Annotated in this window: 32 protein-coding genes; all 32 read left to right on the forward strand. The window is 47.3% G+C overall.

Annotated elements, in window-relative coordinates; all coding sequences use genetic code 11:
* The first annotated feature begins 67 nt into the window (after window positions 1-67).
* Window positions 68-265: a hypothetical protein gene (locus L5M28_RS07385; RefSeq protein WP_263198957.1), complete on the forward strand. Its 198-nt coding sequence runs from the start codon at window positions 68-70 to the stop codon at window positions 263-265.
* Window positions 266-275: 10 nt separating this feature from the next.
* Window positions 276-548, forward strand: coding sequence for a phage regulatory CII family protein (locus L5M28_RS07390; RefSeq protein WP_263202917.1), 273 nt, complete (start codon window positions 276-278; stop codon window positions 546-548).
* A 192-nt stretch (window positions 549-740) separates the two neighbouring features.
* The gene (locus L5M28_RS07395) at window positions 741-1,565 is read left to right on the forward strand and encodes a hypothetical protein (protein WP_263202919.1); all 825 of its coding nucleotides are present in this window, start codon (window positions 741-743) and stop codon (window positions 1,563-1,565) included.
* Window positions 1,562-2,302: a replication protein P gene (locus tag L5M28_RS07400; RefSeq protein ID WP_263202921.1), complete on the forward strand. Its 741-nt coding sequence runs from the start codon at window positions 1,562-1,564 to the stop codon at window positions 2,300-2,302. Before L5M28_RS07395 ends, L5M28_RS07400 begins: the two co-directional genes overlap by 4 nt.
* Window positions 2,295-2,636 (forward strand): hypothetical protein, encoded by a 342-nt coding sequence (locus L5M28_RS07405; RefSeq protein ID WP_263202923.1) that lies wholly within the window; start codon window positions 2,295-2,297, stop codon window positions 2,634-2,636. The genes L5M28_RS07400 and L5M28_RS07405 overlap by 8 nt, the downstream gene beginning before the upstream one ends.
* 1 nt (window position 2,637) lies before the next feature.
* The gene (locus L5M28_RS07410; protein ID WP_263202924.1) at window positions 2,638-3,075 is read left to right on the forward strand and encodes a hypothetical protein; all 438 of its coding nucleotides are present in this window, start codon (window positions 2,638-2,640) and stop codon (window positions 3,073-3,075) included.
* Between the two features lie 12 nt (window positions 3,076-3,087).
* Window positions 3,088-3,663 (forward strand): single-stranded DNA-binding protein, encoded by a 576-nt coding sequence (ssb, locus tag L5M28_RS07415; RefSeq protein ID WP_263202927.1) that lies wholly within the window; start codon window positions 3,088-3,090, stop codon window positions 3,661-3,663.
* Window positions 3,664-3,763: 100 nt separating this feature from the next.
* Window positions 3,764-4,336, forward strand: coding sequence for a hypothetical protein (locus L5M28_RS07420; protein ID WP_263202928.1), 573 nt, complete (start codon window positions 3,764-3,766; stop codon window positions 4,334-4,336).
* Window positions 4,326-4,595, forward strand: coding sequence for a hypothetical protein (locus tag L5M28_RS07425; RefSeq protein WP_263202929.1), 270 nt, complete (start codon window positions 4,326-4,328; stop codon window positions 4,593-4,595). Before L5M28_RS07420 ends, L5M28_RS07425 begins: the two co-directional genes overlap by 11 nt.
* A gap of 38 nt (window positions 4,596-4,633) precedes the next feature.
* Complete coding sequence (locus L5M28_RS07430; protein ID WP_263202931.1) at window positions 4,634-5,215, forward strand: hypothetical protein; 582 nt, start codon at window positions 4,634-4,636, stop codon at window positions 5,213-5,215.
* A 165-nt stretch (window positions 5,216-5,380) separates the two neighbouring features.
* Entirely contained in the window at window positions 5,381-5,662 is a 282-nt protein-coding gene (locus tag L5M28_RS07435; RefSeq protein ID WP_263202933.1) for a hypothetical protein, read from the forward strand.
* Between the two features lie 44 nt (window positions 5,663-5,706).
* The gene (locus L5M28_RS07440; RefSeq protein ID WP_263202935.1) at window positions 5,707-6,312 is read left to right on the forward strand and encodes a Gp49 family protein; all 606 of its coding nucleotides are present in this window, start codon (window positions 5,707-5,709) and stop codon (window positions 6,310-6,312) included.
* A complete protein-coding gene (locus L5M28_RS07445; RefSeq protein WP_263202937.1) occupies window positions 6,312-6,803 on the forward strand; it encodes a lysozyme in 492 nt (163 codons plus the stop codon). Before L5M28_RS07440 ends, L5M28_RS07445 begins: the two co-directional genes overlap by 1 nt.
* Window positions 6,804-7,165: 362 nt before the next feature.
* Window positions 7,166-7,411, forward strand: coding sequence for a hypothetical protein (locus tag L5M28_RS24215; RefSeq protein WP_411569319.1), 246 nt, complete (start codon window positions 7,166-7,168; stop codon window positions 7,409-7,411).
* Window positions 7,395-7,688 carry a phage holin family protein gene (locus tag L5M28_RS07455; protein ID WP_263202939.1) on the forward strand — a complete coding sequence of 98 codons (294 nt, stop codon included), beginning with the start codon at window positions 7,395-7,397 and terminating at the stop codon, window positions 7,686-7,688. The genes L5M28_RS24215 and L5M28_RS07455 overlap by 17 nt, the downstream gene beginning before the upstream one ends.
* The gene (locus L5M28_RS07460) at window positions 7,681-8,250 is read left to right on the forward strand and encodes a terminase small subunit (RefSeq protein WP_263202941.1); all 570 of its coding nucleotides are present in this window, start codon (window positions 7,681-7,683) and stop codon (window positions 8,248-8,250) included. Before L5M28_RS07455 ends, L5M28_RS07460 begins: the two co-directional genes overlap by 8 nt.
* Window positions 8,251-8,257: 7 nt before the next feature.
* Window positions 8,258-9,760 carry a terminase large subunit domain-containing protein gene (locus L5M28_RS07465; protein ID WP_263202942.1) on the forward strand — a complete coding sequence of 501 codons (1,503 nt, stop codon included), beginning with the start codon at window positions 8,258-8,260 and terminating at the stop codon, window positions 9,758-9,760.
* Window positions 9,761-9,774: 14 nt separating this feature from the next.
* Complete coding sequence (locus L5M28_RS07470) at window positions 9,775-11,997, forward strand: hypothetical protein (RefSeq protein ID WP_263202944.1); 2,223 nt, start codon at window positions 9,775-9,777, stop codon at window positions 11,995-11,997.
* 2 nt (window positions 11,998-11,999) lie between these two features.
* Entirely contained in the window at window positions 12,000-12,197 is a 198-nt protein-coding gene (locus L5M28_RS07475) for a hypothetical protein (RefSeq protein WP_263202946.1), read from the forward strand.
* Between the two features lie 79 nt (window positions 12,198-12,276).
* On the forward strand, window positions 12,277-13,212 hold the full coding sequence (locus tag L5M28_RS07480; RefSeq protein ID WP_263202947.1) for a hypothetical protein: 936 nt from the start codon (window positions 12,277-12,279) through the stop codon (window positions 13,210-13,212).
* An 11-nt stretch (window positions 13,213-13,223) separates the two neighbouring features.
* Complete coding sequence (locus L5M28_RS07485) at window positions 13,224-14,234, forward strand: N4-gp56 family major capsid protein (RefSeq protein ID WP_263202949.1); 1,011 nt, start codon at window positions 13,224-13,226, stop codon at window positions 14,232-14,234.
* 93 nt (window positions 14,235-14,327) lie between these two features.
* The gene (locus L5M28_RS07490; RefSeq protein WP_263202951.1) at window positions 14,328-14,897 is read left to right on the forward strand and encodes a hypothetical protein; all 570 of its coding nucleotides are present in this window, start codon (window positions 14,328-14,330) and stop codon (window positions 14,895-14,897) included.
* Between the two features lie 9 nt (window positions 14,898-14,906).
* Window positions 14,907-15,548 (forward strand): hypothetical protein, encoded by a 642-nt coding sequence (locus tag L5M28_RS07495; protein WP_263202953.1) that lies wholly within the window; start codon window positions 14,907-14,909, stop codon window positions 15,546-15,548.
* On the forward strand, window positions 15,548-17,140 hold the full coding sequence (locus tag L5M28_RS07500; protein ID WP_263202954.1) for a hypothetical protein: 1,593 nt from the start codon (window positions 15,548-15,550) through the stop codon (window positions 17,138-17,140). The genes L5M28_RS07495 and L5M28_RS07500 overlap by 1 nt, the downstream gene beginning before the upstream one ends.
* Before the next feature lie 8 nt (window positions 17,141-17,148).
* Window positions 17,149-17,793: a hypothetical protein gene (locus L5M28_RS07505; RefSeq protein WP_263202956.1), complete on the forward strand. Its 645-nt coding sequence runs from the start codon at window positions 17,149-17,151 to the stop codon at window positions 17,791-17,793.
* Window positions 17,793-18,242 carry a hypothetical protein gene (locus L5M28_RS07510; protein ID WP_263202958.1) on the forward strand — a complete coding sequence of 150 codons (450 nt, stop codon included), beginning with the start codon at window positions 17,793-17,795 and terminating at the stop codon, window positions 18,240-18,242. Before L5M28_RS07505 ends, L5M28_RS07510 begins: the two co-directional genes overlap by 1 nt.
* Window positions 18,239-19,177: a hypothetical protein gene (locus L5M28_RS07515; protein WP_263202959.1), complete on the forward strand. Its 939-nt coding sequence runs from the start codon at window positions 18,239-18,241 to the stop codon at window positions 19,175-19,177. Before L5M28_RS07510 ends, L5M28_RS07515 begins: the two co-directional genes overlap by 4 nt.
* A gap of 16 nt (window positions 19,178-19,193) precedes the next feature.
* The gene (locus L5M28_RS07520; RefSeq protein ID WP_263202960.1) at window positions 19,194-20,531 is read left to right on the forward strand and encodes a hypothetical protein; all 1,338 of its coding nucleotides are present in this window, start codon (window positions 19,194-19,196) and stop codon (window positions 20,529-20,531) included.
* Between the two features lie 141 nt (window positions 20,532-20,672).
* Window positions 20,673-22,376 (forward strand): hypothetical protein, encoded by a 1,704-nt coding sequence (locus L5M28_RS07525; protein ID WP_263202961.1) that lies wholly within the window; start codon window positions 20,673-20,675, stop codon window positions 22,374-22,376.
* 7 nt (window positions 22,377-22,383) lie between these two features.
* Window positions 22,384-22,830, forward strand: a complete 447-nt coding sequence (locus L5M28_RS07530) for a GNAT family N-acetyltransferase (RefSeq protein WP_263202963.1) — start codon at window positions 22,384-22,386, stop codon at window positions 22,828-22,830.
* 28 nt (window positions 22,831-22,858) lie between these two features.
* On the forward strand, window positions 22,859-23,125 hold the full coding sequence (locus L5M28_RS07535) for a hypothetical protein (RefSeq protein ID WP_263202964.1): 267 nt from the start codon (window positions 22,859-22,861) through the stop codon (window positions 23,123-23,125).
* A 58-nt stretch (window positions 23,126-23,183) separates the two neighbouring features.
* Window positions 23,184-23,693: a hypothetical protein gene (locus tag L5M28_RS07540; RefSeq protein ID WP_263202965.1), complete on the forward strand. Its 510-nt coding sequence runs from the start codon at window positions 23,184-23,186 to the stop codon at window positions 23,691-23,693.
* The last annotated feature ends 88 nt before the right edge of the window (window positions 23,694-23,781 follow it).

A 23,781-nucleotide genomic window follows, 5' to 3' on the forward strand; every position in this document is an offset into this window, starting at 1 on the left:
TGTAAAAATCGCATTGCGTAAATACACATCATGTGTAAAAATGAAATGCAAATAATTAGGAGGTTGTATGAACTACAACGATTTTTGTAAGAAGTTAGGCTTTGACCGTTCCAAGCCCACTGAAATAGGACGCTTATTTGATGTGAGTCCTCAGGTTGTCCATAACTGGAAAATGCGTAATAGCGTACCCGCTAATATCATTCTGAAAGCTATGGAAAAAAACCTAATTTCGAGTGAATCACTTATGAATAATCCTGCTGCGTAAGGTGGATTATATGTTTTTCAGCAAAACAAACATGCGAAAACCGTCGGCAGTTTCTACAGATCCACTTGCAGCTGCTGCATCACTGACGGATGACCACAACATTTCAGAGGTGGCTAGGTTATTGGGTAAGAGCCCTAAAACCTTGCTGGCCAAGCTGAACAACGATAGCGACTTTCATCAACTGCATTTAGGCGAAGCGGTGGCAATTACCCACATCACACAGGATGCGCGCATTTTAAGCGCGTCGCCAAGCGCGAGCGGACGGCATTATCACCGATGCTGAGTATTCAGATATTCGCAAAGCCACGATTTCAGTCGTTGAGTTGCTGTTCCAAGTTGATAGCACCATTCAGCAACAGGTGCGGGAGTAGCGACATGGCACKRATAAGAACGGTTAARCCCTTAGAAGGAGCTTCGAAGGGGCTTGCAAGGGGCTTATTAAGGGGTGTGTTAACCCCTTGTGAAGGGGTGTTTTATGCGTGAATACAGCGTGGTTAAGCCTCACTTCTGGATTGGTAAAACTGGCAAAGAATTACGCGGAAAACCTGAGGCACAACTCATTGCCATGTACCTTATGACCAGTCCACACAGTACGATGATTGGCGTTTTTCATTGTCCAATCATGTATATAGCTTACGAGACTGGGTTAACTATTGAAGGKGCTTCGAAGGGGCTTGCAAGCCTCTTGGAAGGGGGCTTTTGCACCTTCGACGCAGCCACTGACACAGTGTTTGTTAAGAACATGCTTAAGTTTCAGGTTGGTGACAACTTAAACCCGAAAGATAACCGAGTAAAAGCAATTAAAAGGGCTTTTGGTGAGCTACCAGAAAGCAAAGCAAAACAAGAGTTTGCCGAGTTTTATTGGGAGGTGTTAGGGCTAGAAAAACCCGTGAAAAACACAAGCCCCTCCGAAGCCCCTTATGAGCCCCTTCGAAGCCAAGATCAGGATCAGGAACAGGAACAGGAACAGGAACAAACAGCAGCGCAAATCGCAAAAAGCGCGATTGGCTTACCGCTGATGAATAATGGCTTTTTCGCGATCAAGCCTGAACAGCTTGAGAAATTAAAAACGCTATACCCCGATATCGATTGTGAGCAAGAACTCAGGAACATGATCGGCTGGTTTGACGCTAACCCTGAAAAGCTCAAACCGCGCACAGCGATTATGCAGTTTGTTAATTCGTGGCTGGCTAATCGCCAGACGGATTATCACAACTCAAATCGTGCAGACGATTTAGATCTGGATGATACCAGCTGGGCTGAAGGGTTAGTGCTCTATCAATCGGAGCAAGCGCAATGAGCGGCCCATTAGCGTTAAACCAACTGCAAAGCCGAGCGATTGAGTATATCGAGACTGCGCAGGAGCAAGCACCAGCGATGCTTGGCCCTAATAGCCCTGCTGCGCAAATTGTTAACGAAACCCTTAAGCAACTGATAGCGGCTAAGCCTGCGTACAAGCAAGCGCTGAACGCTAAGGGCGCTGTCGCTGATTGGAAGCGATCATGGACACAAGCGTTTGCATTGCACGGCATTCGCACACTTGAACAAATCGAACTCGGCATTAAGCGCGCGCAGTTGGACCCAAGCCCGTTTATGCCGAGTATCGGCCAGTTTATCCAATGGTGTAATCCGGTTGAGTTAACCGAAGTCGAAATGCTGGAAGCGTTCACTCGCATGATTGATCGCCAACAGCCACTTACCGATGTTGAGTATGCGACTCGGCTCAAGTGTGGTTTTGAATGCCGTGGACGTTTGCCACAAGACAAAGCGCTGGCGCTGTTCTGCGCGCACATGAAAGCGTTAAGCGCAAAACAGCTAAGAGGCGAGTTTATCCCAAGTCGCAACACAAAGTTACTTGAGCGCAAAGGCGAACCGCGCAAATTCAATCAGAACTTTGAACAGCAAATCACTCAGCGTGTGCCACGCACTGCGCCAGAAATTCGCATGCTCAAAATTCAATTAAAAGCCAAGCGCCGTGCTGCATTTGAGCAGCGCAAAGCCAATAGCCGATTGCGCCAGGTGATGAATCATGGCTAGGCCAATCATCAAGCCTTTGCCTGAAAATGCGCCTGATATGTATGCGTTTGCTAAGCAAGCATCGAATGATGCAAAGCCGGATTACAAAGCGTTAGCAAAACAAGTTGAGCACATTAGGCCAATACGACAATACCCGATTTGGTATCACTGCCGTGGTGGTGATTCGGATAAGAACTTTGTGTTAAGCCGCATGCACTGGATACCTGACAGCCTAAAGCACTGGGTATCACTTGAGTTCGAGCGGTTGTTTTTAGCTGGAGGTCGTGAAGGACGCTATAACGCCAAAAAGTTTTTACATGAGTTAGCTAGCAGTTACAGAAACGAGGGAAAGTGAAATGTCATTGACAATCGGAATAGACCCAGATTTAAAAGCGAGCGGCGTCGCCATTGTGGTACGCAACAAGATTTCTGAATTAAAAAATATGCCATTCCCTGAACTCATTGAGTACATCACGGCACTGGCGGCTGATAACGAAATCACGGTCAAGCTTGAGGATGTAAACGCATGGTCAAGTGTAAAACATCGCGCAGGAACTGGGCCAGCAGCAATGCGCAAGATTAGCCAGAACGTGGGCCAAGTTAAAGCGGTGGCCACGCTCATTAAGCAGTCTCTGAATAGCAAGGGTATTGAAGTTCACTTGGTTAAACCGCTTCGCGGTGAAGTGAAGATGCAGGCCAAGAAGAACAGCGCCTATTTTAACAAGCTGACTGGCTGGACCGGCCGCAGCAATGAAGATAACCGCGATGCAGCACTCATCGCGCTACATGGGTAAGGGGATAAGAGCATGGGTAAACGCGGAGTTAACAAAGTCATTTTAGTGGGCAACTTAGGGCAAGACCCTGATGTGCGCTATATGCCAAACGGAAACGCGGTGGCTAACGTGAGTATCGCGACTAGCGAATCGTGGAAGGACCAACAAGGCCAAGAGCAAGAGCGCACCGAATGGCATCGCGTGGTTTTCTTTGGAAAGCTAGCGGAGATTGTCGGCGAGTATCTGCGCAAAGGCTCACAGATTTACGTCGAGGGCAAGTTGCAAACCCGCAAATGGCAAGACAACGACGGTAAGGACCATTACAGCACTGAGGTTATCGTCGATCAAAGCGGAACGATGCAAATGCTCGGCAGCAGACAGCAGTCAAGTAACAGCCCTGCAAATCAATCTACGCCGCAATCACAAGCGCCAGCATATCAACCTAAGCCGCAGCAAAACCAAGGCACGCAAAACGCTTACGCGCCTAAATCAGACCACGGCGCGCCAGTAAATCAGCGCCATGCACCACAGCAAAGGCCAGCGCCAACACCTCAGCAGAATTTCACCCCTGATTTAGACGATGGCTGGGATGACGATATTCCGTTTTAATTTACAGTAAAGCATTGATTTAAAGGTGTTTTGTTTTTAGTTGGAAAGTGGCGCACGATTCTGCGCTAGTGGATATAGGTAGATTAGCGAGGATTGGCGCATGATTTCACTGGAAAGATTGTTTTGTCTTACATCACAGCAAGCGATAAGCGTTGAACCTCGCGCTGGAGGCCGTGGCGTGTTTAGTCGTGAAGATGCTGCGGGTGTGATTGCGATGGCTCAACACGTTCACCCTGTCGGCGTGAAAATATTGGAGGCTAAGATTGGCGGCAATCAACACAGCTCAGCTGAACTTAAGCAGGCGCTGACCAGTGTTTTCGAAAGTCGCAACGTTAATCCGGTTAATGCTAAGGCGCTGGCGACAATGGCTGTGAGCGAAGTGTGCGGCACCAAGACTTGCACCTCTTGCGGCGGCGTTGGTTTTAAAGATCCGCGCTATGCCTGTCGTGAGTGCAAAGGCTCAGGCATTGCCAACATTAAATCAGTTAATGCGCTGGCTTATCGCATGTCGACGCTGACTAACTGCCAAATCAGTGACGTCCAGTTCAGTCAGATTTATTACGACGTTTACATGGACGCTATTGACGAGCTGTATCAGCACGAAAGTGAAGCTGCTAAGTATGCCGCCAGTGTGTTGCGTTTGGTTCAACAGGAGATTGAGTATGAAAACTAATGCTATTGAAATTAAGCATGCTGCTAGATCATTGGCTGCCGAACGCAAACGCTTGGGAGTTGGCGCGCCAGCTTGCGCGCTTCCACCAAACACCACGGACGACCTGACAGAATCCAAGGAGGAACGCGAGGCGTTCGAATTATTGGATGAAAAGCAGCAAATATCGGCCATGGTTGCGATTGCGCGCGAATGCCCGACGACCAGCTTAACGGGGATTTGTACCAGATTATTCAAAGCTGGATGCCGAATGAATCAATAACCCCAGCTCACTTAACTGATAATTTTTGAAGGTGATTTATGACTAACGAAGAATGGTTTGAATTGTTTGATGCACGTTTAAATGAAATAAAAAGCGCAATTTCAGGTTTGAATCTCGCTGACTTTACTACTGCACAATGTGACGCTGCTGCTAGAGAAATCATTGGCATTCATCTTGATGCTAACGGTTTTAATATGATAACAGTAGCTTCCTGTATGTATGGACGCTTATGTCGTGGAACGATGGCCCTCGACGAGGCAGTCACTCTCCTTAACAATCTTCCGCTTGGCCTGCACATCGCCGACATGCAACGCGCCGAAGTGTACAGCGAAGAACCAGAGTTACAGCTTTCATTGGAAGGGGATAGCACTAAATCACTCGAGCAGCTTTGCGACGAGTATGAAGAAAGCGTATGCACAGGCAAACAATCTATTGAAGCTCAGGCCTATATCATGGCCCTAGAAGATTTGGTGTCTGAAATGCAAGGCAAGTCGTTTGCGGATAGCTCAAGGATAGGGCAGTTGGAAGCTGAGAACGCAGTGCTTAAGTACCGCCCTAGTACAGCAGAATATATTCAGCTAGGAAACGACATGGACGCATTGTATGGCTTCAAGCGTTAAACCCTGTTGACATAGAATCCAATTCACATATTATTTCCCCATAGTGCAATAAAGCACACCAGCAAAAGCCATCCTTCGGGGTGGCTTTTGTGTTTCTGCGCTTTACATTCCCAAGCCCTAGCATTAGCTGGGGCTTTTTGTTTTAGGACTCTGAGGACTCCAACTATGAGTGAAACAGCGGTTAGTTTAAGTCAATGTATTAAACATAAGGCTATGAGTAAAGTTCGCATGGCGCGTTATGGTTGCCATAAAGAGGTTCACGCCTTGCCGCTGACTCGTGGCGCTTATAACAACGCCCGTGATTGGGTTATACCAGAAAACGAAAACCCAGCCGACGAAGGTTACTTGGTGGTTTATAACCTTGGCACTGCCGACGAATACGTGAGCTGGTCGCCAAAGCATATCTTTGATGATGGATATTCTGCGCTTTACATTCCCAAGCCATAGCATTAGCTGTGGCTTTTTGTTTTATGACTCTGAGGACTCCGATAATGATTAAGACCGTTACCTCCGCAATGATTGAGGCGCTGCTCGCCACTGTCGAATGTAAAACCCACATTGTCGAAGGAACGACGACAACCGTAGCAGTTTCCATGCTGCCCATCGGTGAGACTTTGTTCACGTTATCTACAGCTATTAGCGGCTGCGCAGATCCGCGCAAGTTTAACGCTGACCTTGGCGCTAAGTACGCGATTGAAAAGGTGATGGCTCAATCCGAAGAAAAGCTTTGGGAGCTAGAAGGTTATTGCCTTGCTAAAGAAATTAACGGCGTAGCTCCGGTAATTGACCATATCGACCGCGTGATCATTGAGCACAACGAGCTAATGACGAAGCTGGTTAAGCTGAATGAGTTTATCGAAGGCGACAAATTTAAGTCGCTAGATAGTCGCGCTCGATTAATGTTGAGTCGTCAATCTGCCGCAATGGAAGATTATGCCGAGTGTTTGCATGACCGCCTCAAAGATTTCGGCTGCATCCAATTCACTGGCGCTAATTGGCCTGATCTGGTTGAAAAATTTGGTGATGGTGAGCTTGTCGGCGGTCAATTCGTAACGCCTGCCGGTGATTCGTTTGCTGTTGGTATGTGGGTCAAATAATGTCAAAAATCCGCGCCTTCCTTATCGCTGCTGGCTTTTCTGGTGCAGTAGTGACGGGAGGCGTTTTTGTTGCTGAGCATGAGGGATTAGTGCTTGGTACTTACGTTGATCCGGTTGGTATTTTGTCGGCCTGCTTCGGCCAGACTGGGCCAGAGTTAGCACTAGGGCAGCGCTTTAGCGAGCAAGAATGCCTGGCGATGTTAGCCGATGATCTGGAAGTGTTCGACCGCCAGTTAACCAATCTAGTGCGCGTTCCGCTGACTGATAGCGAGCGCGCAGCCTACCTCAGTTTTATGTACAACGTCGGCTCACAGAATTTCAGTGATTCAACACTGCGTAAGAAGTTGCTGCGTGGCGACCGTGTTGGCGCGTGCAATGAGCTAAGCCGCTGGGTTTATGCTAAGGGCAAGAAATTACAAGGGCTTGTTAACCGCCGTGAAGCAGAACGGCAACTGTGCTTAAAGGAGCTTAGCCATGTTTCAAACCATTAAAGACAAATTAAGTGCTGGCGTGATCATCATGCTAGCCGTGACATTGCTGTTGCTCGGCTTGATGCTGAACGTAACCAAAGCTGATTTGGCAACAACTAAAGCTAACTTTGAAAAGTCGCAAATGGCTTTGTTGACACTTCAAACCGATTTGGACAACGCGACTGTGCAGCTTAAAGCGGCTGAGATTGAAAAGGAACGATTGCGGCTGGATGCTGCGCTCACTGCTAAAACGCTTAACGTTCGCGAGCAGGGACGCAACACTATTGATGCGGAGCTAGTGGATACCAAGGCCAAAGCTAAGGTTGTGATGGAGAGTTCGACCAATGAATCGGATAAATCGTGGACTGTTGCTGCTGTGCCTGATGAGCTTAATCGGTTGCTCGAGCAGCGTTCCTATTGTGCGAACAGTGACAACGACCAAGACAGTGTATGTGTTGCCGGACGAGTCACTTCTGAGCAAGTGCCCAATACCCATTTATTCAGGCCGAACCAATCCAGATCTCTATAACTACTCACTGTCACTCTTAGCAGCGCTAGAACGGTGCAACACCGACTGGCAAGCACTGCATGACTGGCGAGAGGTAAAGGCTAATGAACACAGACAATAACTTAAGTAGCTTAAGCGATTACTTCATTCAGAAATTGTTGTCGATGTTCGCCTACTTTTCATCATTCGTAAGTGCGCTAGGGGGATTTTTATCTGTGGATAAATTCGCGGTGATCCTTGGCATGGCGCTGGCTATTGCGACTTACTGGGCTAACAAAACTTACACTATTAATAAAGAAAAGCGCGAGGCGAAATTAGCCGAACAGCAAGAGCGAATCAATAAGCTTAATGAAGAAATAGCACTGCGTCAGCTAGATAAGTTGAATGAAAATGGATAAGCCAGCTAAAGCCAAGTTCGATTGGAGCCAGCATAGATACACAGACTTAGAGCGGCGCTTCATTTCTGAATACCTGATTGATCACAATAAAGCAGCTGCAGCCATACGCGCAGGTTCTACCGCAAAGGAACCCGCTAAAGTCGGCTGGAACATGTACCAGAAAGAGCATGTTAAAGCCGCGATTGATTGGCACATAGAGCAGCTATTCGACATTAATAACGTTACGGTTGAGCGTATTGTGCGTGAGACTGCAATGGTCGCCTTTGCTGATATGGCGCCAATCTATAACGATGATGGCAGCGTTAAACCGTTTCCTGAATGGCCTGAACATTGCCGCCGTGCAGCTGCTGGGCTAGACATTGATGAGTTGTTTGAAGGTGTGGGCGACGACCGCGAACAAGTGGGTTTTACCAAGAAGTTTAGACAGTGGGACAAGATGAAAGCCCTTGAGCTGCTTGGTAAGTACCGCAAGATGTGGACTGACAAAGTTGAAATTAGTGAGCGGCCTAAGGTTGTCGTGCGCAAATTAACAGGCAGAAATAAGGCTAAGGCACAGGAGTGATAACAGTGTGTCAGAGCAAACAACTTATGAATTCCATGTCGCGGCTCAGGGTGATGTGCTTGAGCAGTATATTGATGCTCGAGGCCGCAATACCTTCATTATGGGGCCTATCGGTTCGGGTAAGACCTACGGCAGCGCCATGCGCGTTTTCGACCAAATGTGTGAACAAGAGCCGAATAGTTTTGGCGTGCGTAAGTCGCGTTGGGTAGCGGTTCGTAACACCTATCCTGACCTTAAAGGCACCACAATCAAAGACTGGTGCGACTTATACAACAACGAAAACTGCAACCTAGGCAAGTTTAACCAAGACTTCCCGCCGACCCATTATCTCGACTTTGATTTAGAAGATGGTACCCGCGTTAAGGCAGAGTTAGTTTTCTTGGCGCTAGATAGACCCGAAGCGGTGCGTAAGTTAAGGGGTATGCAGGTAACTGGGTTCTGGTTAAACGAAGTTAAGGAGCTGGCTAAGCCCATTGTCGATATGTGCGATGGCCGACATGGACGTTACCCCAGTGCTGCCGAAGGTGGACCAAGCTGGCATGGCATGATTGGAGATACCAACGCGCCAGACGATGATCACTGGTACTACGAATTAGCAGAAGAAAGCCACCCAGATGAGTGGCTTTTTTTACGTCAGCCTGGCGGCGTTATCGAGAAGGTGATCGGCACTGGTCAAAACGCCACGGTTAAATGGGTTCCTAATCTCGACGCTGAAAACCTCGCTAACCTGCCAGAAGGTTATTACATCAAGCAGGTGCAGGGTAAAGCAGACGATTGGATCCGCATTAACTTAGCGAACCAATACGGCACGGTTGCTACAGGGATGGCGATTTATAAGGGCCAGTGGAACGACGTACTCCATACCAACGCCAACAAACTGTTACCGATTAAAGCCCATGGCAACTTGCTTATGGGCTTTGACTTTGGGCGCACGCCTGCAGCGATTGTCGGGCAGTTAACGCCGCTCGGTAAATTGCGGGTTATCAAGGAGTACGTTAGCGAAAACATGGGCGTTCGTAGCTTTATGGACTTCTTAGTTCCTGAGTTAAAGCGCACGTTCCCTGCATTCACCAAGGCTGATTATGTCGCATTCTGCGACCCGTCAGGCTGGGGTAAGTCGGGTAATGATGAAAACAGTCCGATTGAAATCATCAACATGGAATACGGCATTACTGCTTACTCAACCAGCAGTAACAAGCCGGAACATCGCTGGGAGGCAGTGCGCTTCTTCTTAACCAAGCGAATCGATAACCAATGTGCATTTGAACTCAGCGCCGATTGTAAGGTGCTGCGCAAAGGCTTTAACGGTGGTTATCAGTTGCGGCGCATTCAAGTGGCTGGCGATGCCAGATACACCACAGCAGCAGATAAAAACAAGTATTCACATCCTCACGATGCCATTCAGTACCTAGCCCAAGGTGCACAGGGCGAAATCGATTACGACAGAACCGACAAGCTTAGACAGACCGCAGCGCAAACCGCTGTGGCTGACTCGTTAACAGGCTACTAGCAGGAAGATAAACAATGTCAGATGAACCGAAAGGCGGAAAGCCCAAGGAATATGAGCATCAGTATGATCCAAATTCTAACTTGGATTCTCTGGCCCAAGAACTTGAGCGCAAGCTATCTGACACTATCTATCAGCGCGGCAATATCGATGTGCGCATGGTGGAGGATTTACGCAACTATCACGGCATGTATGACACGGCCACGCTTAAAGCGATGGAAGCAAGCGAGACAGCTAAAGTCTTTATCAAACTCACTCGCGCTAAAACCAATGCCGGTGAGTCGCAATTAGTTGATCTGCTATTCCCCAATGACGATAAGAACTGGGGCATCAAGCCAACGCCAGTTCCGCAGCTGGTTGACATGCTGGCCGACAAAGAAACGCCATTTAAGTTGGGTGACACTCAGTATCAAGATGAGCAAGGTAATGTGGTCACCAACGCTGATGTGGCCGAGCGTAAGCAAGAACAGATAAGCAATGCCTGCGACAAGATGGATAAGCTGATTGCTGATCAACTCATTGAAACAAAATACAACGCTAAATGCCGTGAAGTGATACACGATGCCTGTGTTGTTGGCACCGGCATTATTAAAGGCCCAGTAGTTTTAGGTAAGACTGACCGCGCTTATGTGCATGATAAAGAAAGCGGCGATTTCGTTACCGTTATCAAGCAAGTATTTCAGCCAGGTTGTGAAGTCGTAAGGCCATGGGATTTTTACCCTGATATGTCGGCATCAAGCATTGAAGAAGCGGAGTTTGTTTTCGAGCGCCGCTTTATGAGTAAGAAGCAGATCCGTGGCTTAGTCAATCGCAAAGGGTTTGATAAAGCGCGTGTTGCTAAAGTGCTGCAAATGACGTCTACACAAACCCAGCATCGCAGCACTTATATGGATGATGTGCGCATTCTTGCAGGGCTGAGTGATTCGCTCAATGATACACGCTATGAAACATGGGAGTATCACGGCCCAATCACTCGCCAAGTGTTGGAAGAACTCAAGATATTAGAGCCGGTTGAGGAAGGTGAAGAAGATGCACAGGACGAATATGATGCCGTGGTGTTCTACTGTGGCGGCATAGTCCTTGGTGCAAAACTGGCGTTAATGGATTACAGCCAAGATATGCCGTATCGCTGTTATAACTGGGAGTTGGACGACTCCAGCATTTTTGGCTACGGCATACCGCGCATGGTGCGCGACGAACAAGCCATTATCAACAGTACTTGGCGCATGATTTTAGATAATGGCGCGATCACCTCTGGCCCTCAAATCGGTGTTAACAAAAAACTTGTATCGCCTCAAGATGGTAACTGGAATTTCAGACCGCGTAAGTTCTGGAATGTCGAAGGTAGCGTAACGGATATCAATCAAGCCTTTACTACATTTGAATTTGAATCACACATAACAGATTTAAGCCAAATCTATCAAACGGCGCGCGTACTGTTCGATGAGGTATCGGGCGTGCCTATGTTGCAACAAGGCGAACAAGGCCAATCGACGCAAACGCTTGGCGGTATGTCGATGTTGATGAATGCAGCTAACACAGTGCGCCGCAATCAGGTTAAGCAGTGGGATGACTTTATTACATCACCACTCATTAGCGACTTCTATCACTTCAACATGATGCACTCGGACGATAACGAGGTGAAAGGCGATTATCAGGTTGATGCGCGCGGAACCTCGGCACTGCTGATAAAAGAACAGGTTGGCCAAGCCTTAACTAACTTCCTAAACATCGCTGGCAATAGCCCGATATTCGCTCCAGTGCTGCAACTAAAATCAGTCGAAATTCTCAAGCAATGGGTGAAAACTCAATCATTACCGTCTGAAATTATCCCCACTGATGATGAGCTTAAGCAGTACCAGCAGCAGATAGATGAACAGCAGAATAACGGGCCGCAAGACCCTGCTATGCAACTTGAACAATTACGTATGCAGCAGGCACAAGTTAAAGCCGATATGGATATGAAGCTAGCGCAGTTTAATGCACAGCAGCGCATGACAGAGAAACAAGCTGATCTGCAAATAAAGCAGCAGCAAATCGCCGCCGATATGCAGCGCCAAGAGTCGCAAGAACGCATTGAACTGATGAAGTTGGCGCAAAACGACAAGATGAACACTGAAAAACTGACTGTTGAGCTGCAGAAGGTGCAAAGTCGCGCCGCGCTCGAGTGGGATAAGTTTATGGCTGAAAGCAATTTAAAGCTATCCCAAGGATTAACCGCTAACTATGGGTTGGAATAATCATGCTGCACGTTAATGGTGAGTCATGGAAGGCGGTTGTTAATCAACTGGACAAAGACCGTAAAGCGTTACTAGAAGCGCTGATTGTTGATGCTGACGCTGTGAGAACCGCAAGGCTACGCGGCAAAATAGAAATGATTGATGAAATCATTACTACCTACCCGCGAGAATTAACCAAACAAGCAGAGGCCGCAGATTAGTGGCCTTTTTTATATTTGTTTTTCACAACCCGCTCCGGCGGGTTTTTTTATGACTGCAACTTAATAAGGCACTCTAAAAATGGACCCAAAAGAGCAAGACGAACTTAATTCACAACAAGATCAAGGCCAAGGCCAAGACGATGAAGTGGATGCTATCAGCTTATTTAACGAACTCACCAAGGACTCTGATAAAGACTCTGCAAGTGAAAAGGTTGATGAGCTGGATCACGAGCATGATTTGTTGCAACAGCACGAAGCAAAAGACCAGCAAGACGAGCAGGGCACAGATGCAGGCCAAGGCCAAGCCGCAACTGATGATCCTTGGTCCTCTGCGCCAGAGCCTCTGCGCAACGAATATCAAACGCTCAAACAACAGTACCAACAGCTTGATGCGAATCATCGCGCCAATTCAGGCCGTGTTTCTGCGTTAACCAAAAAGCTCAATGAGTTAACTGCAGGCATGCAAGCCAATGAAAAAGCCAATGGTACTGATGCGAACAGCAACAAAGGGTTACCTACTTCCGATGACTTGAAAGGCAAAAACTTTGCCGAAGTCGAGGAAGAATTCCCCGAAATTGCCGCCTTTGTTCGCAACCAGGTTGAAAGTGCACAGCAAGCATTTAGCCAGCAACTAACGCCGTTAAATGAATTGCGTCAACAGCAGGAGCAAGCCAGACAGCAGGTTGAATTGCAAAGCCAATTTCAAGCCTTGCAGACTGTGCACCCTGACTATATGCAGATATCGCAAGACCCAACGTTTCACCAGTGGGTGGCTACTCAGCCAACCTCAGTGCAAGCCATGGCTCAGAGCGATTATGCCGACGACAACATAGCGTTGCTCAACTTGTACAAAGGCTCACGCCCAGCGCCTAGCGCGTCAGCGGCAAAGCCTAAACCAAAAACCACGTTATCAGATCACGCCGAAATTCCGCGCAAAGGCGCAGGTAAAGCAGCTGCTGACACTGACGACGTTGATCCAGTTGATTACTTCAATCAAATCACTCGTAAGAATTAAGGAGTTACATCATGTCTAATGGCTATGGTGATATTGGCTCGCGCGTTGGCGTGCATGCCGAAGTAAAAATGCTTGAACATGCTGAGCCCATTCTTGTGCTCAACAAACTGGGTGATCACAAACCTATGCCTAAAAACAAAGGTGAAGTGATTAAGTTCCGTCGTCCAGTGCCGCTTGCACCTGCGCTTACTCCATTAACTGAAGGTGTTCGCCCAGCGGCTACAAACTTCCGTTATGCAGACGTAAACGCGACTTTGCAACAGCATGGCGCATGGATGGAGCTTACCGACAAAGTTGCTGACTTGCATGAGGATCCTGTGGGTTCCGATATGGCGATGATGGCAGGCGAACAGGCCGCAGAAACTATCGAGTTAGTGACTTACGGCAAGCTGATTGCTGGTACTAACGTCGTTTATGCCAACGGTGCAGCCCGTAACGCGGTCAATACTCCACTATCAATCAAGGTTCAACGACTTGCGGTTCGTGCCTTAATGGGCCAGCGCGCCAAGCGTATCACCTCGATTCTGTCTGGTAGCACTAACTATGCAACTAAGCCAATCGAAGCGGCGTTCGTGGCAGTGTGTCATACCGATGTGGTATCAAGCGTACGTAAGATGCCTGGCTTTACCCCTGTGGCCGAGTATGGCAGTCGTCAACCAATCTGCGCCGAAGAAGTAGGCAGCGTAGAAGATGTGCGTTATATCGCTTCACCATTGTTTAACCCTTGGGTTAACGCTGGCGGCGCGCATGGCAGCACTGCGGTAACGACTGGCGGAACCAGTGCAGACGTTTACCCTGTGTTATACATGGGTGCTAAAGCGTTCGGTTGTATCCCATTGAAGGGCAGCAAGGAAGCTGGCGGGGCGATCAAGCCAATGGTGCGTCAACCTGGCACGCCAAGCCATGGTGATGAACTCGGTCAGTCAGGCTCAGTTGCATGGAAAACGTGGTATACCGCGCTGATCCTCAATGACGCATGGCTTGTACGCGGTGAAGTCGCAGCCTCAGTTGACCCAACCTAATTAGGTTGGCGCAGCTAAATCAGTAAGCAGTAAATCAAAAGCCTCCACTCAAATGTGGGGGCTTTTTTATTCCTATAGTTGGAGCATGAAACCATGAAATTTACCAGCAAAGACAGCACTGATAAGTTAATTAAGTATGCAGCTGAAACCCTTGGTCTAGACCTATCTGGCAAAGAGCGCCAAGAAGTGATTGCGGAAATGAAAAAGGCTGATGCTTCTTTATTTCCTGCTGACAAACCTAAAGCTCAGGCCGCAGCGACTGCAGCTGCAAATGACACTGTCAATAATGAAACTGACGCTGATCAAGATGATTTAGATGCAGATCTTGACAGTGACTTGGAAGAATTAGAACTCACTGACGAAGTACTTGATTCAACACCTAAAGGTAAAGAGCTGGTCGCTGTCACTCTAAATATCCATGATGATAGTGGTGATGAAGAAACAGAAGTTGATAACTTTGTGCAAGTCGGCGTTAACGGCGTGATGCACCAAGTGCAAAAAGGTATAGATGTAAAAGTCAGCGCGGGTGTTTATGAAGTGCTCAATAACGCGATTGAAAAACGCTTTAAAACAGTGACCGATGCTGCTACCAAAATGAAATCGCTTAAAGAAACCCAAGTTAAGCGCTGGCCTTTCAGTGTGATCCAAAAGCACTACGCATAAGGCGGCGCTATGACTTACCTAGAGCTATGCGTGTGCGTGCGCGAGGAATCCGGCGTTTCTGGAACTGGTCCAGCGTCAACAATCAATCAGATAGGCGTGCTGGCTAAAATTGTCGGCTGGGTGCGTGATGCAGACCTTGATATTCAGCGCTTGAAAACCGATTGGAAATTCCTATGGCGTCGCACGCAATCAGCTTTAGTGCTTGGTCAGCAAAGCTACACAGCTATTGATCTGTCATTAAGCGATTTAAAGGATTTAAGCCGCTTTTGGGTGAATGATCAGCCAATGCGTATTGTGGATTGGGATGAATGGGTTAACAGATACGAACCACAAGGAACGGGGCAGGGACTGCCGCAAGTGGTCACCATTGCGCCAGACGGCAGCTTTATGTTTTACCCTGTGCCTGATAGTGCCTACAGCACGCGCACCGACTACTTCAAAATGCCCGTCGCGTTAAGTGGCGATAGTAATGTGTCGGCAATCCCCGCTGCATACCATGATTGCATAGTGCAAAAAGCACTGATTTATTATGGCAAGTTCGAAGAAGATCAAAACTTGATTCAGTTGGCATCGCTTGAGTATGAGCAAAAGCTAAGTGAGCTTTGCCGAGATTACCTTCCTAAGATGGGCTTTGCGCGGGGGCCGTACTAATGTCGTTTACCCCTGCAGCACTGTCATTGCGTGGCGGCTTAAATCTTGCCGATAGCGACAGCGATATGAAGCCAGGTGAATGCCGCGAGCTGGTTAACTACGAGGTGAATACTTCCGGTCGTTATCAGCGCGTGACAGGGTATGAGCGTTTCGACGGCAGACCGTCGCCCTCTGCTGTGCGGATCCCCGATTTATCCGGCTTCCCATTTGATACTGACGACGAAGCATTAGCCGCGTTAGATATTGAAGTTGAAGCGCGTAGGGCTGCTATTCAAGCAGTGCCTGGCACTGGTCCGATTATTGGCGTGTTTATGTTTGCAGGAATCGTTTATGCGATGCGCAATATCGCCGACGGTACTGCAGCAAAACTTTACCGCGCCACGGTAGCCGGTTGGGTAGAGGTCACAACGCCAGTGCTTGCGCCCAATGGCAGACTATTTACGCGGCAAACTAACTTTACTGGCAGCGCTGGCACACTTGAGATTATCGGCGTTGATGGCAAAAACAAGGCGTTCCGCTTTAACGGTAGTACCTTTACCCAAATAACTGGCCCAATCACACCGGATGCACCAACCGTGCTCGAGGTTTTACCAAGCCAAGTATTATTACTCGGTTATCGTGGCGGCTCGTTTGTGTTTAGTGCTATTGGTGACCCAACTAAGTTCAGTTCTGTGGATGGTGGCGGTGAAATCGCTGTGGCCGATGAAATCACAGAAATGCAGGTGCAGGCAGATAACACTTGCGCAATTGGTTGTCGCAACCGTGTTTACATGCTGTACGGCACAGGCAAAGAAGATTTTCAGCTTAAGAGCTTGAGCACTAAGGTTGGCATGCGCACAGCAACCGCACAGAGCTTAAGCGATACCCTGTTTTTAGATGACCGCGGCTTAACAATGTTGGCGCGGGTGCAGCAGTTTGGTGACTTTGCTCAGGCAAGCATCAGCCAAAAGGTGCAGCCGTTGCTTGATCAATACGCTGGCCGCGATATGTGCAGCGTCACAATTAAAACCAAAAACCAATATCGATTATTTTTCACCGATGGTAGCGCCTTGTTTATCACACTAGCGCCAGACGGAACGCCGCAATTTACCCAAGTTAATTATCAAATGCCGATCCGCTGCGCCTTTAGTGGAGAGGATTTGAGCGGCATTGAGTCGGTATTTGTTGGCGCTGAAAACGGCTTTATCTATCAGCTAGACCGTGGCTACAGCTTTGACGGCGCAGAGTATGAGAGTTATCTGCTCACAGGATTTATGCACTTTGGTAGCCCTGAAACCCGCAAGAAATGGCACAAGCTGGTGATTGAGTGCGACAGCGTTACCGAAGTATTGATGCACACTATCGCTTACTTTGATTTTATGAGCCCTGACACGCCAGATAGTGAGCTTATTATCGACTCTGGCAGTAAGTGGGATTTATCAGAATGGGATAACGCAACGTGGGGCAGTGGCACAACTAACTGGGCCGATATGTATATCGCTGGCGTATCGCGCAATATTGCCCTGCACCTAAGCAACACTTCAAAGCAGTTACCACCGCACATCATTTCAAACCTGTACTTGCACAGTAAGCCCGTTAGCCGCAGGCGCTAAGGATCACCATGACTCAATTAAGCTATTGGCAAGATACCAGTCCATTCGTTAATGGCACAACGATTCGCGCTACACCGATGAACACTAAAATGGGTGGGATATCGGCAAGCTTGCAGGCGATTACCGCGCAGATCAATGGCTTTGTAGTTAAGTTACCGCCTAACTTTGTCGGTAATACTGAGATAGCAAATCAGTCATATACCGACACGCTGTTGTATATCAACAAGCAAGGCAACATGGACCTGTTGCCAGCAGCGCAATTAATCCTGAATGCCAGTCATGAACTTACCTTCATCACAAACTCAACCAATGCAATGAGCGTGAATGGTGATAGTCACAACCAGTTTATCACCTGCAACTACGTCATGCCTGAAAGCCCAACAGAAGCACAAAGCAAAGTGTTAGTGACTGTAGGGAGAAGCATTAGAACGGTGAACGGGGATCCGGTTGTTGCGACTGGTAGCATTATCTTTTTTGCTGCCAGTACTGAGGCTGAGCTTTGGCTAGTGCCTGACACTGCTCAAGGCGTAACGATTCTATCGAGCGGAACGCTTCGGGCCTACGGTCAAAACTCGGCTATTGCGCTAATCAGCTTAAATGAAACCGTGTGGCTAATGGTTGGCGACATTTACCCGAGCGATGTGGTGCTGTAATGGCAGAGCCCACCAAGCTAACCCAAGCACAAGCATTGTTTGCTGTACTGGCAGGCGCAGCACAATCAAGACGGGAGCGGGTTTATTACAGGGATTGGGTTTTAAGAACGACGCTATACAACCCAATCAATATATTTGACGATACAGCAGTTATGTATCATGTGGCTTATGTAGAAACCATAACAGGTAAAGTATTTGATTTATCAGATGTAGCTGCAATGAGCTATAGAATGGAGATAGATGTATCTTATCCATTAGACCCTAAAGACAGTGATACTGCATCTATGACTTATTCTACACAAGTCATAACTACAGGAGCAATTAAATTTATTCTAAGCGATACAGCCTCTGTGAGTCATGATCTAGCTGTAATATCTTATATGGCCGTGTCATTTGCTTTAAGCGATACAGCTTCTTGTTCTCATTCAATACAGGTAATAACATTATGAGCGAATTAAATATAGCCGCTAAGTTATATGGTAAATTTAAGTTTGTAATTACGCATGCAAATGGAAGTAAAACAGAATCAAATGAGTTTGATAATCTTATTCTTAATAACGCATTTAACAATTCACAAGCTAACAACTTTGGTATATGTGCGGTAGGCACTGGAACTACAGCGCCAGATGTCACAGATACAGCACTAGTTAACCAAGTAGGCTCAGTGTCTGCTATAGGAACAAGTGCGGCAGTTGCTACTACTTGGGTCGGCACCTTAGCAACAGTTGGAAGAAAGAATACCTACTCTTTCACAGCTGGCGCTATTGTAGGCAATATCTCAGAAGTTGCTATCTATGACACTAGCGTCAGTACAGCACGTATATTAGTTAGAACCTTAGTTAAAGATTTAAGCGGTGACCCAACAACCATTCCTTTAACTGCGGGGGATCAATTAAGTGTAGAGTATACTTTATTTGTAGAGATTGAAACTAGACCAGCTCCACAAATACTAACTATAAATGGTGTAGATTACTCAGCTCAAACGATTGTAGCTTACCCAGAAGCATACGCTACAATAACATCCAGAATCAGCCCCAGTAATTATCCTTACTTAAATGCTACAGGTGGCGGAGTGTCACTAAATGACACTATAAATATACCTGCTAATGGAGTAACACAGAGATTAGATACTACTTTAGGTAACAGAGTAAATCTTACAGCAACTTACGCAAGTAACAGAACTGTAGTTGGAGAGTACACAGAAACATTTTCAGCTACTATCCCAACAAGTACTCAGTTACCTTCAACAGCCCCAATAAAAGCTGTGTTTTTTCGTAACTCAGATAACTTCTGCAATATAGCAGTAGTATTTACGCCATCGTTACCAAAGAATAATACCGTGGGCTATACATTTAAATTTGCGTGTAAAATTAAGAGAGCCTAAGGTGGAGTAATTACATATGATTCCTGAAACTGGATGGAGTGATGATACACAGCTAAAAGAGTATGCGACTTACGGTATAGCTAAACCTCAGTACTCCTCAGACAATCCTTTTAAGCTTGAATTAGGTCCTGAACAATTAAATACCAGTGGCGGTAACATTAAAGCAGCATGGTGGTTATTTGAATTCAACGGCAGCGAAGTGACAGCTAGTAAATATAATGGCAATGATTTTGAGCTTGGCTCAGTAGTATTTTCAGTGACTAATATTAAAAGATTATCTGCTACTTTCGACCAACTTGGTCGGCCGATGGTATTTTATGAAACTAACAGTAATGAGTTAAAACTATTCTGGTTTGACCCTGTGCTTGTTCAAAATATTATTACTGAGTTCGGAGTGGGTAATTATCCATTTGCTACATTCGATATTCGTTGGGACACTTCAAATCCACGTAGTGATGTAATGCTGTTTTATATGCGCTCAGGGGCTATTTATTACCGGATGCAGCGTGATCGATACTCAATCGAATATGCAACACCAGTTGTAGCCGATGCAGTATTTATAAAAGAAGCAGATATGGCTGTAGATTACCATTTGCAGCTGCTTTATCGCTATATTGATACTGGCTATAACCCGCCACAGCCAGTGCAGCCGGAAATCCCTCCTGTTGTTGGTAGTTTCGGCTATAAACTCAGTGGTTACCAGAGCGCAATAGAGACAAGAAGAACGAATATGTTCACTCTTGGTAAAGACAATAGTATTGCATTTTATCTTGATGAAATTGATTTTGATAAGCCTGAAATAGCGCTATTCAGTCAAAACCAAGATCCTAATGCTGGTGCGTTTGCCTTAAGTTTTACAGGGAGCCGTTACACGGCAGTGCGCGTGGCATACGGTAGAACAGAGTACATTTCGACGGCACCTTTCCCTTTGCAAGCTGGGCACTGGATTATTGATGTGATTGATGCTCATTCAACTGGTAAATTTGACACATTGAGATTACGCTGCAAACCGCTTGGTGCAGAGGAATATCTAACGCACAGCATCGATGTACGAGCTAGTGCTATGCGTACAGAGATTACCGCGCAGTTCTTGATCGGCGCAGTCAGTGGCTATGTTGGGAACTTGCTGTACTGCTTACGGGCCGTTATCCGCGATATCCAAATTAATGCAACGGCATTAAATGAACATGGGCTGATTGACCAAAATCTACCGGTTGAATTGCTTAAATTACCCATGATTAAATCGCAGGCTGGTTCACAGCTCTTTGTTAACTCAATGGATGTTCCGGTTCTAATGAATAGCGCGATTATTAAAGATTACCGCGCCGCAAACTGGGTATTCATTGAGGGCTAGTCAAGAAAAGCTAAACCGATTGCAATAGCGCATAAAACGCTTATTATTTCCCCATAGTGCCAGTAAGCACACCTTTCTCGCTCAAATCCGTTCAGCTCACTTATCTGATAACAAATCTCATTAATTCGAGGTTCATTTGCCATGCAACAAATAAAGCCAGTGCAGACTATTCAGCCTGTAGGCCAACTGCCTGCGCCTGAAAAACCAACTAACAAAAGCATTTATCCTGTTAATCAAACACCACCAGTAAATAAGCAAGCGGATACTGGAACGCAGTACCAAGGACAGCAAGCCACAATGACGGGTAATGTTGATCAAGAAGGTTTTGGTTTACTCGGTAAAGCGCAGCGTTATAGCAAGAACGGTACTGAGCCCATTTATAATATTGGTCCTAAAAATGCGAATGCTGTATCTGATGCACCAAATCCTGTGCCGCCAATGCCTGGCGCTCCGCAAACGGGTGGTAAGGAAGGTTCTGCATGGGGAACACCAAAACCAACGGCCAACCAAACAACGAGTCCTGCTACGCCAGCGTCACCCGCCAATGATGCAAACGCTCAATATCAAGTTGCCTCGCCACCTGCGGTGCAGAATAACTATGTTCCATCACAGTATCAGTCTGTAACTGGTGATGCTGTGGCTAATGCGCCTAAGGCTAATATTAAGGACAACACGTTTACCGCAAAAGAATATCAAAACGTGGGCACAAATGGCGTAACCAGCGATAAGCAGTACCAGTATGAYCCGCGCAATGAGTCATTAGTACAGAACCAAATTACCGGCTTACTTGACCCGAATAGCGAGATTATGCGCAAGGCCCAAGCGCAGGCACAGGGCTACAATGCGGCTCGTGGATTGCAGTCTAGTTCAATCGGTAACGAAGTCGCCTTATCGTCGATGATTGACAAGGCACTGCCTATCGCCCAGCAAGACGCGCAAACCTATAAYCAAGCACAAAGCCAACAGTGGCAAACACAGGCACAGCTTGACCAAACCAATCTTAAAAACCAGCAAGACGCATCAATGGCTGATAAGCAGGGTGCTATCAATAACCAACTGCAAAATAATCAAATGGATTGGCAGACTGGTGAGAAAAACACTGATCGCCAATTCCAAGCAGAGCTTGAGGACCTTAAATACAAGCAATCACTTGGCACGCTCGACGCTCAAGGGAAACAGCGCTTACAAGAGTTGAATGCGCAGCAGTCTTGGCAGACTGGTGAGAACAATGTTAACCGTGAGTTCCAGACTCAGCTTGAAGATTTAAAGTACAAGCAGCAGCTTGGCACGCTCGATAAACAACAGTCATTGCAACTTGCACAGATGGAACGTAGCGCGCAAATCCAAACAGACCGCGATGCGATTCTGCAAAATTATCAAGTGCAACTTAATGATCTGCAAAACGACCAGCGCTGGAAAGAGCTTACCGCTCAAATTGGCTCGCAAATGGAAATGCAAGTGCGTGGCTTTAGTCAACAAGCAAAAATGGAGTATGGCAATGCACAGGGGCAAGCCGTTAATGCGGCTATGCAAGCCATTGGCATGGCAATGTCAAACCCAAACATGACAGCTGAACAGCAAAAGGCCGCCATCACTAACATCATGGGTTCGCTACAAAGCCAAGCAAATATGCTGGCAGTGATTTATGGCGCCAGTGACGGCCAATTACCACCGACTGCAACACCACCGCCTTTAGTTACACCGCCACCTAGTTCAGGTAGCACTGGTTCGACAGGTGGATCAGGTGGCGGCACCGGAACCGTTAACCCTCAAGCTAAGACGGGTACTTACCCAGGCGCTGGCTATATCGGTGGTGATGTAGGCTTGCGTCAACAGCAAAGGTAGGTAAGCCATGATTAGAACAGCTACTCACGCAGACCTAAAGCGGATACTTGAAATAGGTAGGCAAACTCTCGCAAAAGCGCCTAGTTACCCCGTTGAAATGGACGATACCAAAGCTAGCTATATGGTGCGTCGCTGTATTGCAGATCGAGGCATGGAGGCATTTGTTGCTGTAGTCAATGGCGAGGTAGTGGGTTTTTTGCTGGCAATGCAAGAGGAACACTGGTTTAGCAAAGACTGCTACGCAACTGACTTAACCTTTTGCGTACTGCCAGAACATGCAGATCAAGCCGTGTGGTTACTGCGTCGCTTCATTCGCTGGGCTAAAACCTTTCCAAAAGTAAAAAGCGTTTTACTTGGTGTTAGCAGCGGTCTTGATGCTGACGGACGCATAGGTCAGTTATACGAAAAGCACGGGTTCACATTAGTTGGCGGTTTTTACAATCGCATCCTTTAATCAATCAAATTATTTGATAGGAGGCAGTATGAGTGCTGTCGGCAAAGCCTTTAAAAAGGTTTGGAAAGGTGTAAAAAGTATTGCCAAAAAGGTATGGAAAGTTATTAAACCCATTGTGAAAGTGGTCGCAATAGCTGCAATCATTTACTTTGGAGGTGCGGCCCTGATTGGGGCCATGAGCGCAGGCGGGACGGCTGCAGGGGGGATAGCTTCCGCTTGGTCAGGGGTCACTGGGGCTGGAACCGCGTTAGCCTCTGGCAATGTTGCCGCCGCAGGTTCGTCACTGGCCTCGTAAAACTTTGCTATCAACCATGGTGCCAGCAGGTTCAACAGCTTCGACAACTGGAATGACGATGGCGCAGTTAGGCACCGCCGCTACTGGTGCAGCTAATGGGACCGTTCCAACAGCCTTAATCAATGCTACTGGTGTAGGCGCTGGAACTGCTGGAGTCACAGGAAGTGCGGTTGGTGGTGCAGGTGCGGTTGGCGGTATTGGTGGCGCATCTGAACTAGCATCTGTCGCTGACTTAGCAGCAACAACGCCAGCAGTAGCGCCGACAACGGGTGGGCTGCTTGGAGGAATGAGTGCTGGCGAAGGCATGATGTGGTCAGCAGGTATTAATGCTGGAACACAGTTAATCGGCGGTGCAATGCAGGGCCGTGCAGCGGAAAAAGAAGCTGAGGAAGCTCGTAAGCGTATGACTTACTGGGGAGTTGATGGTGATGGGAATAAAACCGATTTAAATATCGGCGGGCTTATGGGTAAGGTTAACTTGTCTCCTATGGCTAGTATTCCAAAAGCAGGGGAATACCAACCGTGGCAACCCACTACGCTAGACGACTTAACTAAAACGGTGGGCTAACTGATGGCTAAAGTAAACGGTATCAACCAAATGGGTGCAGCTGCAGCCAATGCAAACGATGAAGAAAACTTAACACCAGAGGAAGAAA

Origin of the sequence: Shewanella sp. SW32 (assembly GCF_025653365.1) — a bacterium.
GTDB classification, from domain to species: domain Bacteria; phylum Pseudomonadota; class Gammaproteobacteria; order Enterobacterales; family Shewanellaceae; genus Shewanella; species Shewanella oncorhynchi.

What these genes read in the sequence shown, in the direction of transcription:
- L5M28_RS07385 (WP_263198957.1), top strand. Translation starts at nt 68, where the DNA reads ATGAACTACAACGATTTTTGTAAGAAGTTAGGCTTTGACCGTTCCAAG.
- L5M28_RS07390 (WP_263202917.1), top strand. Translation starts at nt 276, where the DNA reads ATGTTTTTCAGCAAAACAAACATGCGAAAACCGTCGGCAGTTTCTACA.
- L5M28_RS07400 (WP_263202921.1), top strand. Translation starts at nt 1,562, where the DNA reads ATGAGCGGCCCATTAGCGTTAAACCAACTGCAAAGCCGAGCGATTGAG.
- L5M28_RS07405 (WP_263202923.1), top strand. Translation starts at nt 2,295, where the DNA reads ATGGCTAGGCCAATCATCAAGCCTTTGCCTGAAAATGCGCCTGATATG.
- L5M28_RS07410 (WP_263202924.1), top strand. Translation starts at nt 2,638, where the DNA reads ATGTCATTGACAATCGGAATAGACCCAGATTTAAAAGCGAGCGGCGTC.
- ssb (WP_263202927.1), top strand. Translation starts at nt 3,088, where the DNA reads ATGGGTAAACGCGGAGTTAACAAAGTCATTTTAGTGGGCAACTTAGGG.
- L5M28_RS07420 (WP_263202928.1), top strand. Translation starts at nt 3,764, where the DNA reads ATGATTTCACTGGAAAGATTGTTTTGTCTTACATCACAGCAAGCGATA.
- L5M28_RS07425 (WP_263202929.1), top strand. Translation starts at nt 4,326, where the DNA reads ATGAAAACTAATGCTATTGAAATTAAGCATGCTGCTAGATCATTGGCT.
- L5M28_RS07430 (WP_263202931.1), top strand. Translation starts at nt 4,634, where the DNA reads ATGACTAACGAAGAATGGTTTGAATTGTTTGATGCACGTTTAAATGAA.
- L5M28_RS07435 (WP_263202933.1), top strand. Translation starts at nt 5,381, where the DNA reads ATGAGTGAAACAGCGGTTAGTTTAAGTCAATGTATTAAACATAAGGCT.
- L5M28_RS07440 (WP_263202935.1), top strand. Translation starts at nt 5,707, where the DNA reads ATGATTAAGACCGTTACCTCCGCAATGATTGAGGCGCTGCTCGCCACT.
- L5M28_RS07445 (WP_263202937.1), top strand. Translation starts at nt 6,312, where the DNA reads ATGTCAAAAATCCGCGCCTTCCTTATCGCTGCTGGCTTTTCTGGTGCA.
- L5M28_RS24215 (WP_411569319.1), top strand. Translation starts at nt 7,166, where the DNA reads ATGAGCTTAATCGGTTGCTCGAGCAGCGTTCCTATTGTGCGAACAGTG.
- L5M28_RS07455 (WP_263202939.1), top strand. Translation starts at nt 7,395, where the DNA reads ATGAACACAGACAATAACTTAAGTAGCTTAAGCGATTACTTCATTCAG.
- L5M28_RS07460 (WP_263202941.1), top strand. Translation starts at nt 7,681, where the DNA reads ATGGATAAGCCAGCTAAAGCCAAGTTCGATTGGAGCCAGCATAGATAC.
- L5M28_RS07470 (WP_263202944.1), top strand. Translation starts at nt 9,775, where the DNA reads ATGTCAGATGAACCGAAAGGCGGAAAGCCCAAGGAATATGAGCATCAG.
- L5M28_RS07475 (WP_263202946.1), top strand. Translation starts at nt 12,000, where the DNA reads ATGCTGCACGTTAATGGTGAGTCATGGAAGGCGGTTGTTAATCAACTG.
- L5M28_RS07480 (WP_263202947.1), top strand. Translation starts at nt 12,277, where the DNA reads ATGGACCCAAAAGAGCAAGACGAACTTAATTCACAACAAGATCAAGGC.
- L5M28_RS07485 (WP_263202949.1), top strand. Translation starts at nt 13,224, where the DNA reads ATGTCTAATGGCTATGGTGATATTGGCTCGCGCGTTGGCGTGCATGCC.
- L5M28_RS07490 (WP_263202951.1), top strand. Translation starts at nt 14,328, where the DNA reads ATGAAATTTACCAGCAAAGACAGCACTGATAAGTTAATTAAGTATGCA.
- L5M28_RS07495 (WP_263202953.1), top strand. Translation starts at nt 14,907, where the DNA reads ATGACTTACCTAGAGCTATGCGTGTGCGTGCGCGAGGAATCCGGCGTT.
- L5M28_RS07500 (WP_263202954.1), top strand. Translation starts at nt 15,548, where the DNA reads ATGTCGTTTACCCCTGCAGCACTGTCATTGCGTGGCGGCTTAAATCTT.
- L5M28_RS07505 (WP_263202956.1), top strand. Translation starts at nt 17,149, where the DNA reads ATGACTCAATTAAGCTATTGGCAAGATACCAGTCCATTCGTTAATGGC.
- L5M28_RS07510 (WP_263202958.1), top strand. Translation starts at nt 17,793, where the DNA reads ATGGCAGAGCCCACCAAGCTAACCCAAGCACAAGCATTGTTTGCTGTA.
- L5M28_RS07515 (WP_263202959.1), top strand. Translation starts at nt 18,239, where the DNA reads ATGAGCGAATTAAATATAGCCGCTAAGTTATATGGTAAATTTAAGTTT.
- L5M28_RS07520 (WP_263202960.1), top strand. Translation starts at nt 19,194, where the DNA reads ATGATTCCTGAAACTGGATGGAGTGATGATACACAGCTAAAAGAGTAT.
- L5M28_RS07530 (WP_263202963.1), top strand. Translation starts at nt 22,384, where the DNA reads ATGATTAGAACAGCTACTCACGCAGACCTAAAGCGGATACTTGAAATA.
- L5M28_RS07535 (WP_263202964.1), top strand. Translation starts at nt 22,859, where the DNA reads ATGAGTGCTGTCGGCAAAGCCTTTAAAAAGGTTTGGAAAGGTGTAAAA.
- L5M28_RS07540 (WP_263202965.1), top strand. Translation starts at nt 23,184, where the DNA reads ATGGCGCAGTTAGGCACCGCCGCTACTGGTGCAGCTAATGGGACCGTT.